The sequence below is a fragment of the Pedobacter sp. WC2423 genome, from assembly GCF_040822065.1.
Lineage (GTDB): Bacteria > Bacteroidota > Bacteroidia > Sphingobacteriales > Sphingobacteriaceae > Pedobacter.
Window position 1 is genome coordinate 417621 of record NZ_CP162005.1, and the last position, 14418, is coordinate 432038.

Annotated in this window: 12 protein-coding genes; 9 read left to right on the forward strand and 3 right to left on the reverse strand. The window is 37.6% G+C overall.

Annotated elements, in window-relative coordinates; translation table 11 throughout:
• Window positions 1-75 precede the first annotated feature (75 nt).
• The 6 genes from AB3G38_RS01345 (at window position 76) to AB3G38_RS01370 (ending at window position 6433) form a co-directional block, all read left to right on the forward strand.
• On the forward strand, window positions 76-468 hold the full coding sequence (locus AB3G38_RS01345; protein WP_367866699.1) for a tetratricopeptide repeat protein: 393 nt from the start codon (window positions 76-78) through the stop codon (window positions 466-468).
• A gap of 218 nt (window positions 469-686) precedes the next feature.
• Window positions 687-1898: a lanthionine synthetase C family protein gene (locus AB3G38_RS01350; RefSeq protein ID WP_367866700.1), complete on the forward strand. Its 1212-nt coding sequence runs from the start codon at window positions 687-689 to the stop codon at window positions 1896-1898.
• Window positions 1899-1984: 86 nt separating this feature from the next.
• Window positions 1985-2170 carry a class I lanthipeptide gene (locus AB3G38_RS01355; RefSeq protein ID WP_367866701.1) on the forward strand — a complete coding sequence of 62 codons (186 nt, stop codon included), beginning with the start codon at window positions 1985-1987 and terminating at the stop codon, window positions 2168-2170.
• 59 nt (window positions 2171-2229) lie between these two features.
• Window positions 2230-2427 (forward strand): class I lanthipeptide, encoded by a 198-nt coding sequence (locus AB3G38_RS01360; protein ID WP_367866702.1) that lies wholly within the window; start codon window positions 2230-2232, stop codon window positions 2425-2427.
• A gap of 67 nt (window positions 2428-2494) precedes the next feature.
• On the forward strand, window positions 2495-5626 hold the full coding sequence (locus tag AB3G38_RS01365; RefSeq protein WP_367866703.1) for a lantibiotic dehydratase: 3132 nt from the start codon (window positions 2495-2497) through the stop codon (window positions 5624-5626).
• A gap of 126 nt (window positions 5627-5752) precedes the next feature.
• A complete protein-coding gene (locus AB3G38_RS01370) occupies window positions 5753-6433 on the forward strand; it encodes a DUF2461 domain-containing protein (RefSeq protein ID WP_367866704.1) in 681 nt (226 codons plus the stop codon).
• Window positions 6434-6471: 38 nt separating this feature from the next.
• On the opposite strand, the gene AB3G38_RS01375 is transcribed toward AB3G38_RS01370, so the two are convergent.
• The 3 genes from AB3G38_RS01375 to AB3G38_RS01385 are packed head-to-tail and all read right to left on the reverse strand — an operon-like array spanning window position 6472 to window position 9610.
• Window positions 6472-7017, reverse strand: coding sequence for an HD domain-containing protein (locus AB3G38_RS01375; protein WP_367866705.1), 546 nt, complete (start codon window positions 7015-7017; stop codon window positions 6472-6474).
• 22 nt (window positions 7018-7039) lie between these two features.
• Window positions 7040-8209, reverse strand: coding sequence for an RsiV family protein (locus tag AB3G38_RS01380; protein WP_367866706.1), 1170 nt, complete (start codon window positions 8207-8209; stop codon window positions 7040-7042).
• A 45-nt stretch (window positions 8210-8254) separates the two neighbouring features.
• Window positions 8255-9610 carry a BamA/TamA family outer membrane protein gene (locus tag AB3G38_RS01385; protein WP_367866707.1) on the reverse strand — a complete coding sequence of 452 codons (1356 nt, stop codon included), beginning with the start codon at window positions 9608-9610 and terminating at the stop codon, window positions 8255-8257.
• Between the two features lie 763 nt (window positions 9611-10373).
• On the opposite strand from AB3G38_RS01385, the gene AB3G38_RS01390 reads away from it, so the two are divergent.
• The 3 genes from AB3G38_RS01390 to AB3G38_RS01400 all read left to right on the forward strand — a co-directional run bounded on the left by AB3G38_RS01390 (window position 10374) and on the right by AB3G38_RS01400 (window position 14415).
• Window positions 10374-11102 (forward strand): tyrosine-protein phosphatase, encoded by a 729-nt coding sequence (locus tag AB3G38_RS01390; protein WP_367866708.1) that lies wholly within the window; start codon window positions 10374-10376, stop codon window positions 11100-11102.
• A 114-nt stretch (window positions 11103-11216) separates the two neighbouring features.
• Window positions 11217-12026 (forward strand): polysaccharide biosynthesis/export family protein, encoded by an 810-nt coding sequence (locus tag AB3G38_RS01395; RefSeq protein ID WP_367866709.1) that lies wholly within the window; start codon window positions 11217-11219, stop codon window positions 12024-12026.
• A gap of 25 nt (window positions 12027-12051) precedes the next feature.
• Window positions 12052-14415, forward strand: coding sequence for a GumC family protein (locus AB3G38_RS01400; protein ID WP_367866710.1), 2364 nt, complete (start codon window positions 12052-12054; stop codon window positions 14413-14415).
• Window positions 14416-14418: the final 3 nt, after the last annotated feature.

Genomic DNA, 14418 nt, shown 5'->3' on the forward strand with positions numbered 1-14418 from the left:
AGTTTTTAACTAAACAGCTATATTGCATTAGTCTGGTTGCAGATTTTTCTGCAACCAGACTAATAAACTGATGGAATGGAAAATAATGATGCCCTTATTAAAAAATTAAAGCTGATCAGGAAATTAAATGAGGGGCTTTGGGGTTGGCCGGAGGAAAAGGAGCGTTTGCAGCAGGCCGAAGATCTTTTAGAAGAATTAATCTCAGAATTTCCTGAAAATACGCTGGTCATGACGAGTATAGGTGCATTGCGATGCGACCAGGGTAAACATAAAGAGGCAATTGTATTTTTGAAAAAGGCTGAGTCTATTGGATCGGCTGATCGCAATTTATATCTGAATATAGCGATTGCAATGCTGAATATTTCTGCTCAGACCAGGGCAAATGCTAAAATCTATTTTAAAAAGGCTGAAGGATTTGAAGCGGATAAATTAAGTCTGGCCGCTTATTTTGATCCCCAGGGGTATTAAGGTTTCCTTGTTTTTACTAAATTCTTTTCTGATTAAAAATCCTGAATCTTCATCTGTTTTATTTCACAAATACATGTCCTGAATATGTTTTAGTGCAATAAATTTAAATTATAAACTTTTTTGTTTTTAAATAAAGCAAAATATATAATTTTAATTGAAATAAAATTTATAATTTGAATTCTGTAATTACACTGTAGTTATACAATGTTAAACAGAATATGATTGAAAATAAGTTAAAAAATCAGGTAGAAGCAGAATTATCGCGGTTAAATCAATATTTTCTGGAAACAGATGATACTGAAAATAACATAGGCTTATATATGGGAATGTCTGGCAGTTGTTTATTACTCAGCCTTAACTATTTAACCAGCGGCAATGAAATCTACTATGAAAAACTTGGTTCCTTATTAAATAAAATCAATGATTTTATTAATGAGAACCCTAATCCCGATCCTTCTTTCTCTTCTGGACTGGCTGGTTGGGGCTGGCTTATTGAATATATGTCTCAGAAAGGAATACTAGGCACTGAGGCTGATCTTTTATTATCAGACGTAGACATTTACCTCAGCTCCAGGATGAAGGCTATGCTTTTAAAGCATAATCTCGACCAGCTGAACGGCGCTTTAGGTATAGGAAGATACTTCATGAAAAGAGGTAAAAAGGACGAAGTATTAACTCTCCTGACTTATTTGGAACAGCATAAAATTGAATCAGGTGATGAAATAAAATGGCGCAGGGAGAACTGGCGGAAGGCAGGTACTTACTTCTATGATTTCAGTCTGGCACATGGAGTAACTGGTATTATTCAGTTTCTCATTTCCTGTTTCAGAAATAACATAGAAAAGGAAAGATGCAGTTACCTGATTGCCGGAGGTGCCCGGTTTTTAATCCATAACAGACAGCCTTTTGAGGAAGCAGGTTCGTTTTTTCCGGGTATTATCAATTTTGAAGACTATCAGGCAGGAGTTCACAAAAACGCTCAGAGCCGGCTGGCCTGGTGTTACGGAGATCTGACCATTTTTTACATTCTGCTTGATGCTGCCGATGTTCTTGAAGATGAAGAGCTTCGTGAGCTGGCTATAGCAGGTCTTTTAAAAAATACCTTAAGAACATCATTTGAGGAAACTTCTGTAATAGATGCAGGATTTTGTCATGGCGCTTCGGGTATTATTCACGTTTTCAATAAAATCTGGAGAAAAACGAACATAGAAAATTTTCTCAGGTCTTCCGAATTCTGGTTGGAACAAACATTGGCCTATAGCTCAGGGAAGCCTGCTGAAGAAGGATATGAATTTCTGGTAGGAAATTTTGAAGAGCGGAGTTTAAAAAGTTGTTCCACCCTATTAGAAGGGAGTACTGGTGTTGCATTGGCCTATCTCAGTTATCTAAATCCCGAAATCTCAGATTGGGACGAAAGTATGCTATTATAATATTTAAATCATACCAGAGTAACTATTCTGGGAAGGCGGAATCCGAAAAGCCTATAGAGTAGGAATAAAATTAAACCGTAATTTTTATGAAAAATGAAAACATTAAAAATTCAAAATTAACATTGAAAAAAGTAACCATTGTAGAATTAAGTCAGGAAGATCTTGCACTGGTTACTGGTGGGGTTAAGGCCGAATCACAGTTGCTAACTACCTCTCACTTTAGTTGTACCGGATCTCTTTGCTGTGCTACAGAAGTACCTACTGAACACTAAAATTTCCCTTAAATTATCTTAAAACTTTAATCAATTCATAATCAAAACAAAACCAGTTTATGGAAAGTAATTCAGAAAAATCACCAGGTAAAAAAGTAGTGCTTAAAAAAACTGTTATTTCAGTTTTAAACGAAGAAGATCTTGCACTGGTTACAGGTGGAGTTAAGCCAGAGCCGTATTTATGGACAACATCTTTTGTGAGTTGTACCGGAACTCTTTGCTGTGATGGAACCAAAACAGTTGTACCAAACGACTAACTGTTTTCAGATTTTTATTAGGTTAATGGCTCTTTGGAGCCATTAACCTTGCTTTGTGTGCACACCTATGAATTATTCTTTTTTAAATAAAATAATTATCCGTACTCCTTTAAAGCCTTTTAAATCTTCTTTTTCTTTAGCAGAGTTAAAAGAACTTTATTCAAATCAGACCGTATTGGAGGCCCTGTTTCTTTCTTCCCAGGTACTTTACTATGAATGTGTCAAATGGCTGAATGGTGAATATACTGAAGGTAAAGAACAAGATAAATTAGTCTTTTCTTTGTTGAAATATGCAATTAGAATGCATACCAGGTGCACACCTTTTGGGATGTTTGCAGGCTGCGGGATTACCGGGACAGCTAATCAGTACCTGCTGTTAAATAGTCATGCTTTCAGATCGACCAGGTTAGATATGAATTACTCTTATCTGCTATCACTAAGAACTGCAGAAAAGAGTTTTCTTAAACCTTACCTTAAATATACCATTAACAGTAGTCTATATCAAATAAAGGATAAAATCAGGTATGTTGAATATATCTATATTGGTTCAAAACGTTTACATCAGATCGCAGAAGTAGAGCTTTCTGATTATCTGTCTGAGATTCTTTCGGCCGCAGCAAATGGGCAATATTATGAAGAGCTTATTCAGATACTGATTGCTCAGGATATAGCAATTGATGAAGCGACTGGTTTTATTGATGAAATCATTGGAGCTCAAATTTTAACAAGTAATCTTGATCCTTCAGTTACCGGGTTGGAACCCCTGGATAAAATCTTATCCGTATTAACTGATATCAGTTTACGTCATCCATTACAAACTGAAATCACTACTTTATTATTATTTCTTAAAGGCATTAAGGATTCACTCCTGGTTATTGACGGGAATTTTGAAAATGAAATTTATAAATATGAAAAGCTTGCATCAGATCTTAAAGAAACAGAGGTGCCTTTCCAGCTTAGCAGGCTTGTTCAAACAGATATGTTTTCGGCTATCGTTCCTTTGAATAATAAGCAGGGAACTGAAGATTCGTGGCTCTTAAAAGACACTCTTGCTAAAGCTTTGAGGGTTTTGAATAAGCTGACCCCGAAACCTTCGAAAATACGTTTAAAAGAATTTAAAGAAAAGTTTTACCGGCGATATGAAAATGCAGAAGTCCCTTTAATGCTTGCTTTAGATAATGAAGCAGGTATCGGTTATGGTGCAAATTCAAATGAATCCGGAGATATATCCGCATTGCTGAGAAATATACCGATCATCAGGAATAACAGGGAAGATAGTAAGACAATTAATATAGATAAGATCCATACATTTTTATATAAAAAACTGATGGACGCCAGATCCAATAATGCGCATGTAATTTTAATCGATGAGGTGGAATTAGCTGATTTCAAGGAAGGTTGGAATGATCTGTCTGCAACGATGACTATATTTTGCACTTCATTCGGAACTTTGAATGGCATGCCTCTGGTTGGTGTCAAGCACGTTGGAGGTACCAGTGCTATCAATCTGATTGGTAGATTTGGCGCCGGCAACCAGGATATTAAAGATTTTATTGATGAAATCTCAGTGATTGATGAAAAAAACTATCCTGATACTGTTCTGGCTGAAATTGCACATCTGCCTGAAAACGGGATGGGGAATTTCCTTTTCAGACCAGCTTTCAGGTCTTATGAAATTCCATATTTGTCTCAATCATGCCGTCCGGCAGCACAACAGATTCATGTAGGTGACTTATACCTTTCTTTAAAACAGAACCGGTTAGTATTGCGCTCAAAAAGATTAGGTAAAGAAGTTGGGCCAAGATTAGGCAATGCACACAATTTTAATCAAAGTTCATTACCTGTTTATCATTTCCTGTGTGATATGCAGATGCAGAATTTCAGAAATGGATTGTATTTTGAATGGGGGGGGCTTGCAGATGGAATTGTTTTTCTTCCAAGGGTACAGACTGGTCAGGTCATCCTATCTTACGCGATCTGGAAATTAAAAGCTGAGGATTATGCCTTCTTATTCCCCGCTTCAGCTAATCATTCTGATTTGGTACTTGCAAAAGCAGTTGAAGATTGGAGAGAAAAGTTCAGGATTCCGGAGCTGTTTTATTTGGTAAATGATGACAATGAGTTATTAATTGATACCCGGTCTGCCTTAAGCAGGCAAATGTTTGTGCAGGAAATAAAAAAAAGAAGTGCTATCATTCTTAAAGAATATATAGCACACCAGGGAGATGTTCTTATACAAGATCAGGATGGACATTTGTTTAACAATGAGCTTCTGGTTGTCATTGAAAAAGAGCAATTGAAAAATGTGATCGTCCCAAAACATGCCGCTGTTTTAGAACCGGAAACACTTCAAAGAGATTTTTCTGCTGGTAGCGAATGGCTTTATTATAAAATATACTGTGGCAATAAAACCGCTGATGACATACTATCTTCCGTGATTGATGAACTTGTTCAGAAGCTCCTTGAACAGGGAGTGATTGATCAATGGTTTTTCATCAGATATCAGGATCCTGATTTTCATTTGCGTGTACGGTTCCATCTCACAGATACAGTCCATTGTGGAGCTGTGATTACAGCTTTAAGCCAATGTTTAAAAAGATTTGAAGAAGAAGGTGTGGTATGGAAAATTCAAATTGACACCTATAAAAGAGAAATGGAGCGTTATGGCTCTTCAACAATGAAAGCTGCGGAACAATTGTTTTTCCAGGATAGCAGAACTATTGTAAAAATGATTCCTCAATTTGTTAACGATGAAGATCAGCGCTGGCGTTTTGCTTTACTTTCAGTAAATGAATTTCTGGAGAATATGAATTTCACGACAGACCAGAAAATAGAATTAACGGGCTATTTGAAACTAGCTTTCGGGAAAGAATTTGACCTGACAAAAATATCAAAGGCACAGCTCGATAAAGCATACAGACAGAAAAGGGCGGATATCGAAGGGCTTTTTGCGGGGGAAAATATCATGGGGCCGATGGAGAACATTTTGAAATACCGTACTGCATCTCTTACCCGGACCAATGAATTTATTCTCGCCCATTTTGCCCCATTGAACCGCGGGTTGCTGAATGATTTTTGTTGTGCTATCATTCATATGATGATTAACAGGATATTCAGAAGCAGACAGCGTGCGCATGAACTTGTTTTATATGATTTTCTTTACAGAAGCTACAGAACGAAGAAAGCCCTGGGCAGGTAACCTGTGAGCTAAATTATATCCACAAGCTTCCTAAATTTACTTAATTATGGAGAATTAGTTTCTGACACCCCTTATATTTGTGTCCGGCTGATTTTACAGGCCTTAAGCATTATGGAAAAACTTAGTATGAAACAGACACAACTTCATCCTTCTAATTTTGATTTTTTAAATAAATTAGGTCAGAATAATGATAGAGAATGGTTTCATGCACATAAAGATGAATTTCAAAAAGAACAGGTACAGATAGAAAATTTTGCTGATGCAATATTGCAAGAGCTGAATACCCATGATGTGATTGAAACCCCTTCGGGCAAAAAGAGCTTATACCGTATTTACAGAGATACCCGTTTCTCCAAAGATAAGACTCCTTATAAAACACATTGGAGCGGTAGTTTCAGCCGTGCAGGAAAATTCCGCAGAGGAGGTTATCATTTTCACCTCCAGGAAGGAAACACTTATATTGCAGGCGGTTTTTTTGGTCCATCTACCGAAGACCTGAAACGAATCAGACAAGAAATTTCTTTTGATGCCACACCGCTCAGGAAAATATTAAGTAGTGCCTCATTTATTTCGACATTTGAAAACTTAAAAGGTGAACAACTCAAAACTACCCCTAAAGGGTTTGATGCCAATGATGAAGCCATTGATCTTTTACGTTATAAACAATTCTTGCTGATCAGAAAGTTTTCGGATCAGGAAGTGCTGAGTGAAAACTTTTTGCAACAAGCCGGGCAGACTTTTAAAAACATGCGCCCATTTTTTGATTATATGAGTGAAATATTGACAACTGATATCAATGGGCTGTAAACTCAAACCCCTGACGCGTATTTTTTGAAATGCGTAATCTATTTTAATAATTTCCTGAGATACGCTAAAAGTTCAAGGCCTAATGCTGATTTTAATACCGGAATTAATACTTCTTCTAATTTCAGCTGTTCAACTTTATACATTTCAAACTTTCGGTCATTGCCATGGATGAGACTAAACTCAACATTTGAAATTCTGTCTGCAAGTTTTACAATAATGGCCTCTTCATTTTGGGCTATCTTTTTATAGAAGTTAATTTTTCTTTCTGCCCGGCTGGCTCCCTGATCATCACTTAAAGTGTAAACGATTTCAGTAACTACTGCTCCGAATTTCTCTTCCAGTTCGGCTCTGGTCACTGCGGTATCTTCCAGTACATCGTGCAGCCAGGCCGCAATTAATAAGTTCAGATGATATGGAGTGCTCAGGTCAACATTGAACCTCATCAGCACACTAATTACATTTCCAAGGTGTATCTCATAAGGAGATACACCATATTTCTGATCACCATGTGACTGAACTGCAAATGCCCGGGCTTCATTAAATAATCTTTTATAATCCGTTGTTTTTATATCTTTCGCAACCATTGTATTAAATTATAGAATCCTGTTATAAACTAAGCTCCATTTTTTTAACAAAAGCAGGATTAAGATATTTCTTTAAATCCTTGTAGGGAACAGACACCACAAGTTGTCCTTGCGCAAAACTGGCAACTTCATAAGGATTATATAAAAATGCAATTCCATTGGCATCAAAAAAGAAGTTCTTGTTCGCTGCCAGGTGATCATCAAATAATTGAGTGGTTAATGCCTCACCAGGTTTCACTTTATATTGTACTCTGAAATTCTTTTCTACTATTTTTTGTAAGGAAACAGAATCGATATTGATGACATCAGTTAAGGCTAACTGTTTTTGGTTTTTCACATCAAAACAATAAAATGTTGTCGCATAATTATTATGTGCACCACCAGAATAGCCATCAAATAAATGCTTGACAATAGCAAAACCTCCACCATTGTATTGCATATAAAGATGCTGAGTTTTGGAATAGTTTGAACTGGCACTCAGTCTGTCTTCATCATCTTTCAGGCTGCTTATTTCAGTTTTGTATGCACTCAGATAACTCTTTGCATCAGCTTTTATACCTGCCATCCAGGAAGGTGCATTTGGTATTTCCAGGAGTTTCCTGAACTGCTTATCCAGCCATAAGACCTCTGGAGTTTTTCCGGCAGGCATTAAATATTCATAACTAATCACTGCCTGAGGTGAATCTTTTATTTTCGGAAATGCCTTGATTGAATCCTGATAGCTGGCAATATTAAAAGTATAACTTCCTTCAGGATACCTTTCTTCCAGTCGGATACTTGATTTTTCTTTGCCCTGTACCCTTAGTCCGCTTAATACAGTTCCTGTCCACTTCAATTGTAATTTTGGTCCGGCAGGCATGTCATCCGAATACCGGTCTCCAAGACCACTTTCAGTCAGAATTATACTATCCTGACTAATTATTGTATCAGTGATCAGGTTCACCTGGGTGCCATTATAATCATATGTACCTGTAAAATTATTCCCGGTCCTGCTTAAATTGACCACTACATTCCGCTCGCCAATGATTCCCTGGAATCTTTTGTAAAAGCTTTCCGGAAGATGTTCCTGCACCGCTACCCGGCGGGATACTGCTTCTTTGGTGGTTGTGTCCTGAACTGATATTTTTTTCTCTGTTGAATGACAGCCGGCAATTAATGCCGACAGACAAAAAGTATATAAGAATGGCTTCATAGATTTTTATAGCTGTATTTCGTAAAAATAAACAAATTTCAGCATTTAAAACGCTTCATTTAATCCCAGAAAGAATCCTCTTGCACCGTAATTTCCGAAGGCATAGTCAAGACATAGATTGGTCCGTGTCGCTTTATTGAATAACACACGTAAACCTGCACCTCCTCCAGGTTGCCACTTGTCAAATATTTTCGTACCCAGCTCATCATTGGTCGTTTGTACATTAAAGAAGGTAACGCCACTCAAAAACTTATTCCTGGTGATCGGGAACCGGTATTCTAATTCTGAATAGTTATAATTAGTCCCTTTAAAATAGCCTATTGTATAACCTCTTCCGCTACGGAAGGCCGGATCTTTTCCTGTTCCCGGTAATTCCAGGTAGGGTATTGCTCCACTGGCCAGGTATGATCCCCAGTTCCAGAACGCAATTACATGCTCAGGGTTACGCGCAGAAAGACTCCAGTATTTTCTGAAATCAGTGGTGAATTGTACCGCATTTTTTGTGCTGCCTATCCAGCTCTGGTTTACCCTGATTCCTGCATCTGCATAAATCCCTTTATATGCCCTGTTCTGATTATCACGAGTAGTATACTGCACATTGAAAAGCAAGCCATTTGAACTATAATGATCACGGTCAAATCCATGACGGTCACTGTAAATATTATACGGCGTTAAGTCGCTCTCTGTTGCTCTGTCCTCAATCTTTCTTCTGATATCAAATGATACACCAGCACCAACGAACAAGTTTTCTTTAACTTGTTTATATACTTTCTCTTTAAAGCTGTAATACTGCGCATGCAGCACATAGCCCTTTCGATCGGGATTTAACAATGCCTCGTCTTCAGCAGTTCCCGGATTGTTATTTCCTATACCTAATCCGAAATCCGGTGTGACAGTTTTTGCGGCAACCAGGCTACCCTGGAAATTCCATTTATTACCCGGGGTGTAAATATTATGATTGATATAAAAATAAATAATCCCTTTAGTGGTGATAGAAGCTGAAGTGGCTGCTACAGACATTAATGTGTTGGGGTCACTTCCTAATACTCTGCCAGCTACAGCCTTTATACCTATTTGTGCTCCAATACTTGGATTGTAGGCCACATTAGGTATTGGTGTAATTCCAGACTTTTTACGCAGCGGATTTGGCTTTCTATTGGGATGTAAGACCTTTCTGAATAAGTCAGCAACATCATACTGCTTATCAGTCGAGTCAGCAGGCCTGACAGCGGCAGCGGCTAAAGAATCCTTTTTTACGGAATCAGATTTGAGTTCCTGGCTATAAGCAAGACTGCTTACGGTTGTAAATCCGGCTAATAAAAATAACCTCGATATTAAATAGAGTCTTGTCCGGGCAGGATTGAACTTTTTTATATGATTTGCTGAATGTCTGAATTCCAATTTATAAAGGCGTTAGGAGTATTGATTGTAAATGTTAAACCCCGAAATCGCTATAATGTTTTATGCTTTAACTATTTATTATTACATTCCTGCTTAAAGACTACTATTCAGGGCATTAAATATCAATGCTGACAAGCATATCAGTTCATCCTGTTTGACATTTATTTGAGGGGAATTGTTTTAATCAATTATAATAATATTACACTATATATTTATTTAATTATATTAAATAAGAAAATTATTGTGTTTTTAAAGATTTTTTTGGAAAAAATAATTAACTAAAGGTGATTTTTTAATTTTATTTTTTGATTGGCTGTTAGAAATTAATCGTCGATTCCAGCTTCTGGAGTGTATTCCTGCAGGTTGTTTTTGAATTTACTTCTGGATGAGCGGAACGGTATTAGTCTTCGATGTGGTGTTCTGCTTAAATGTGAGGATGAGAGCTGGTTATAGTCTTATAAAGCTTTTAAATATGTTTTGAGCCGGTTTTGGTATTGATTATTCCTGTTTTGTGTAGTCGTTATTTGTTTTTATAACACTTATTTTATTGCCGTAATTTTTTTGGCTGATTGTGTTTTTAAGTCGGATTAAATGTGCTGTTTTTGACTGTTGTACCTTTACTTGATAAAAAAAACACAATAATTTAACGTGCAAATCATTTTATGTATGAATAAATTTGTACTTTCGTTAAAAAACATACATTATTATCCTCTATTAGAGAAACTAGATTCTTATTGCTTCACGAAATACCATATTATAAAGAATGTTTACTTTTTTTAAGAAAAAAAACCGAGTTGAAGATATAGAATGGCTGGGTGTTGATATACATTCCCATTTATTGCCAGGGATTGATGATGGATCTCCTGATGTTGCGCAATCTTTGAGTCTGATTCATCAGCTAAGTGATTTGGGTTTTGGTAAGTTCATTTGTACACCTCATATTTTTAAGGAATTGTATCCAAACGACGCTAGTACGATTTCATCTGCATTGAAAGAGGTTAAAGTTGAATTGGAAAAATCTGGTTTAGAGGTAGATATTGCTGCTGCTGCTGAATATATGATAGACGAAAATTTTCAAGTTAAAAATGACTTGCTTTGTTTGCCGGGGAAATATATTTTGATAGAGATGTCTTATCTCTCTGAAACTCCTGGAATTGATCAGGTGATTTTTGACTTGCAGATTCATGGCTATCAGGTCATTCTTGCACATCCGGAGCGCTACTCCTTCAATCATCAATATCTGGCCAGATTTAATAGATATAAAGAAATGGGGGTGCTGTTTCAGTTAAATTTATTAGCTGTTTGTGGATATTATGGGAATGAAGTGAAACGTGTATCCGGCTATCTGCTGGAAAACAAGCTTTATGATTTTGCTGCTACAGACTTACATCATAACAGGCATTTGCATGTGCTCTCGAATGCAATTACCAGTGGTGCTTTATATCAAAAGCTAGGTAACTATGATTTTAAAAACAAGGAGATCTTCCTTTAATATTCAGATAAAACGACTTATATATTCAAACAGGGCACAAAGAATATGTAGCTGCCAATGATAGCCCGAATAAACTTTTAAAATTATAACCCGTTAAAAACGCCTTATCCACCTATGAGAAGAAGTTTTAAAAATGGTAAAATTAGAAACGGTGCAATACTGTTTCTGACTTTACTTTTTGCATCCTGCGCAAGTACTAAAAATGTACCTTATTTTCAGGACATTACGTCCGCAGAAAAATCTGTATTAGCCAATACAGCAGTCTTCACAGAGCCAGCTATCCAGCCTGATGACATCCTTTCTATTTCCATATTTACGATTGATCCGGCTACTTCTATGGTGGTAAATCAGGTAGGTACGCAGGCGCTGAGTACTATTCCCGGGCCATCCGGCGGTATTGTCGCTACGCCTCCTGCTTCAGGATTCCTGGTTGATAAAAATGGGGAAATTGATTTATCTATCGTCGGTAAAGTAAAGATTGGGGGGTTGACTACTTTCCAGGCCAGAGACTTGATTAAGGAGAAGGCTGCTGTCGTTTACAAAGATCCGAATGTGCAGGTACGTTATGCTAATTTTAAAGTTACTGTACTGGGAGAAGTGAGCAGGCCGGCTTCTTATGTGTTGCCAAATGAGAGAGTTAGTGTGCTGGATGCCTTGGGGCTGGCCGGAGATCTGACGATATTTGGCAGACGTGAGAACGTGCTGCTGATCCGGGAGAATAATGGTAAAAAGGAATTCGCACGGCTGAATTTAAACTCTTCCGAACTGTTTAACAGCCCTTTTTATTACCTCAAACAAAACGATGTCATTTACGTCGAGCCTAACAAAGGAAAAGCTGCGTCCTTAAACCAGGCAAGAACCCAGACTTATGCCATTATTGGAACTGCGCTCTCAGTTTTAATTGTCTTGTTTTCAAGGCTCTAGTTGCTCACCCTTTTAGTATAAACCAATGAATAACATAGTTGAAAACAGGATATCACAAAAAGATGATGCTTTAGATATTAAGCAAATTATATCACGCTTATTATACAACTGGTATTGGATTTTATTGTCATTATTAATTTGTGTTACTTTTGCTGTGCTGTATGCCAGGTATAAAACACCCAGTTATAAAATATCTGCCAGAGTACTGGTGAATGACGAGAAAAAGGGCAGTGGCCTGATGGCCGGCAGTGATATTTTAGGTGACCTCGGCGGGTTGCTTGGGGCAAAAAGTACTGTTGATAATGAAGCTGAAATTTTAAAGACCAGGTACTTGATGGAGCGTGTTGTTCAGGATATGAACCTTAACATCACTTATTATAGAAAAGGAAGAGTAAAGAACACAGAGCTTTACAAATCACCGGTTAAGGTGAGAATAATCTCCGCAGAAGATACGATTAAAGAAACGAATGTTGGTGTGGAGATTTTGAAAAACAACCAGCTGGCGATCAGTTCTGAAAAGCTGGATACACTGGTTAGTTTTGGTAAACCTTTTAAGGTCCCTCATGTTGGAACCCTGCTGATTACCAAAAATCCTGAAGTTCCGGATTTATACAACAAATACAATGTGAACATCAATTCTGTCGATACCAAAGTGGCAGATATGATGGAAGATCTTACCGTCGAGGTGAAAAATAAACTGATTACGATTGTCGATGTCTCTTTAAACCACCCTATACCGAAAAAAGGAGAGGATATACTGAATAAGCTGATTGAAAGCTATGTTCAGGAAAACGTGAAAGATAAGAATGAAATTGCTGACAGTACCGTTAAATTTATTCAGAACCGTTTGAATTTCATCGGGAGGGAACTAGGTGACCTGGAAGGTAATATTCAGGGTTTTAAACAAAAGAATAACCTGGCCGATATGACCGAGCAGTCTAAGCTATTGGTGCAGACTACGGGGCAGTATGTGAGTGATCTGAGTAAAACTGAAACCCAGATCAGTATTCTTAAAAGTTTGCAGGAATACCTGAAAGACGGGACAAAGAACAAACGCGTTTTACCGAGTTCTTTAGTACCGGCAGATTTAGTGTTTAGTGGTGCTGTAGAAAAATTCAATACCCTGACACTGGAAAGGGCAAAAAGATTAATTGGTGTCACTGAAGCCAATCCGGCGATTATATTACTGGATAAGGAAATCGCAAACGCAAGAGCTGATATTGAAGCTAATCTGGTGACCACACTGGATGCCTTTACCATTACCAGGGACAGATTAAGCAATCAAATGAAAAAGGCGGAGACTCAGGTTCGCGGCGTACCTGAAATCGAGCGTAATTATTTGAACCTTGCGCGTCAGCAGCAAATCAAGCAAGAGCTTTATCTCTTTTTGATGCAGAAAAGTGAAGAGACTGCAATTTCTAAAACATCAAATATCTCAAATTCCAGAACGATTGACCCGCCTAAATCCGAGGTGAAACCATTCAGTCCTAAAAAAGCGATGATTTATATCGTTGGGCTGTTCCTGGGCTTGTTTATTCCTGTTTCAGTTATTTATCTGAAAGATATCTTAAATGATAAGATCCAGACTAAAGAAGATATCAGCAGAGTAACCGCTGTTCCTGTAATCGGAGAAATCAGTCATAACGAAGAAGGAACTAACCTGGTTGTGGCCAATAGTTCAAGATCTGCAGTCTCTGAGCAATTCAGAGCTTTAAGAACTAACCTTTATTTCTACATGAAAGCCGCAGAGGCGAAGGTTATTCTGATTACCTCGAGTATGGCGGGTGAAGGAAAATCTTTTGTTGCGATTAACCTGGGAAATGTACTGGCGCTTTCCAATAAAAAAGTTCTTTTAATGGAACTTGATTTACGTAAGCCCGGACTGTCTGCCAAGCTCGATATTCCAAATGATTCAGGGTTTACCAATTATATTATTGATCCCAATTTAACTGCAAAGGATATTATAAAACCTTTAAGTATCCATAAAAACTTATCGATTATCAGTTCGGGGCCTGTACCGCCAAACCCGGCAGAAATGTTATTGGATGACCGGACCAGAGAATTAATTGAAGAACTCAAATTACAGTTTGATTATATCATTATAGATGCTCCGCCAATCGGGATCGTTGCGGATGCGCAGCTGATGTCTGCCCATGCAGACGCTTGTGTATACCTGGTCAGACAAAACTTCACTGCCAAACAGCAATTGAATATTGTGGAAGATCTGAGCAGGAATGAAATGATGAAAAATATTGGAATCGTTGTCAATGACATTGATGGTCATGGTTACGGTTATGGCTACGGATACGGCTATGGTTACGGTTATGGCTCATACGATGCCCCAGACAATAAAAATAAAAAGTGGTTTAAAAAGTTGTTCAAATCTTAATTA

Excerpts from the sequence above, each read along its gene's own strand:
- AB3G38_RS01345 (WP_367866699.1), top strand. The coding sequence starts at position 76 with ATGGAAAATAATGATGCCCTTATTAAAAAATTAAAGCTGATCAGGAAA.
- AB3G38_RS01350 (WP_367866700.1), top strand. The coding sequence starts at position 687 with ATGATTGAAAATAAGTTAAAAAATCAGGTAGAAGCAGAATTATCGCGG.
- AB3G38_RS01355 (WP_367866701.1), top strand. The coding sequence starts at position 1,985 with ATGAAAAATGAAAACATTAAAAATTCAAAATTAACATTGAAAAAAGTA.
- AB3G38_RS01360 (WP_367866702.1), top strand. The coding sequence starts at position 2,230 with ATGGAAAGTAATTCAGAAAAATCACCAGGTAAAAAAGTAGTGCTTAAA.
- AB3G38_RS01365 (WP_367866703.1), top strand. The coding sequence starts at position 2,495 with ATGAATTATTCTTTTTTAAATAAAATAATTATCCGTACTCCTTTAAAG.
- AB3G38_RS01370 (WP_367866704.1), top strand. The coding sequence starts at position 5,753 with ATGAAACAGACACAACTTCATCCTTCTAATTTTGATTTTTTAAATAAA.
- AB3G38_RS01375 (WP_367866705.1), bottom strand. The coding sequence starts at position 7,017 with ATGGTTGCGAAAGATATAAAAACAACGGATTATAAAAGATTATTTAAT.
- AB3G38_RS01380 (WP_367866706.1), bottom strand. The coding sequence starts at position 8,209 with ATGAAGCCATTCTTATATACTTTTTGTCTGTCGGCATTAATTGCCGGC.
- AB3G38_RS01390 (WP_367866708.1), top strand. The coding sequence starts at position 10,374 with ATGTTTACTTTTTTTAAGAAAAAAAACCGAGTTGAAGATATAGAATGG.
- AB3G38_RS01395 (WP_367866709.1), top strand. The coding sequence starts at position 11,217 with ATGAGAAGAAGTTTTAAAAATGGTAAAATTAGAAACGGTGCAATACTG.
- AB3G38_RS01400 (WP_367866710.1), top strand. The coding sequence starts at position 12,052 with ATGAATAACATAGTTGAAAACAGGATATCACAAAAAGATGATGCTTTA.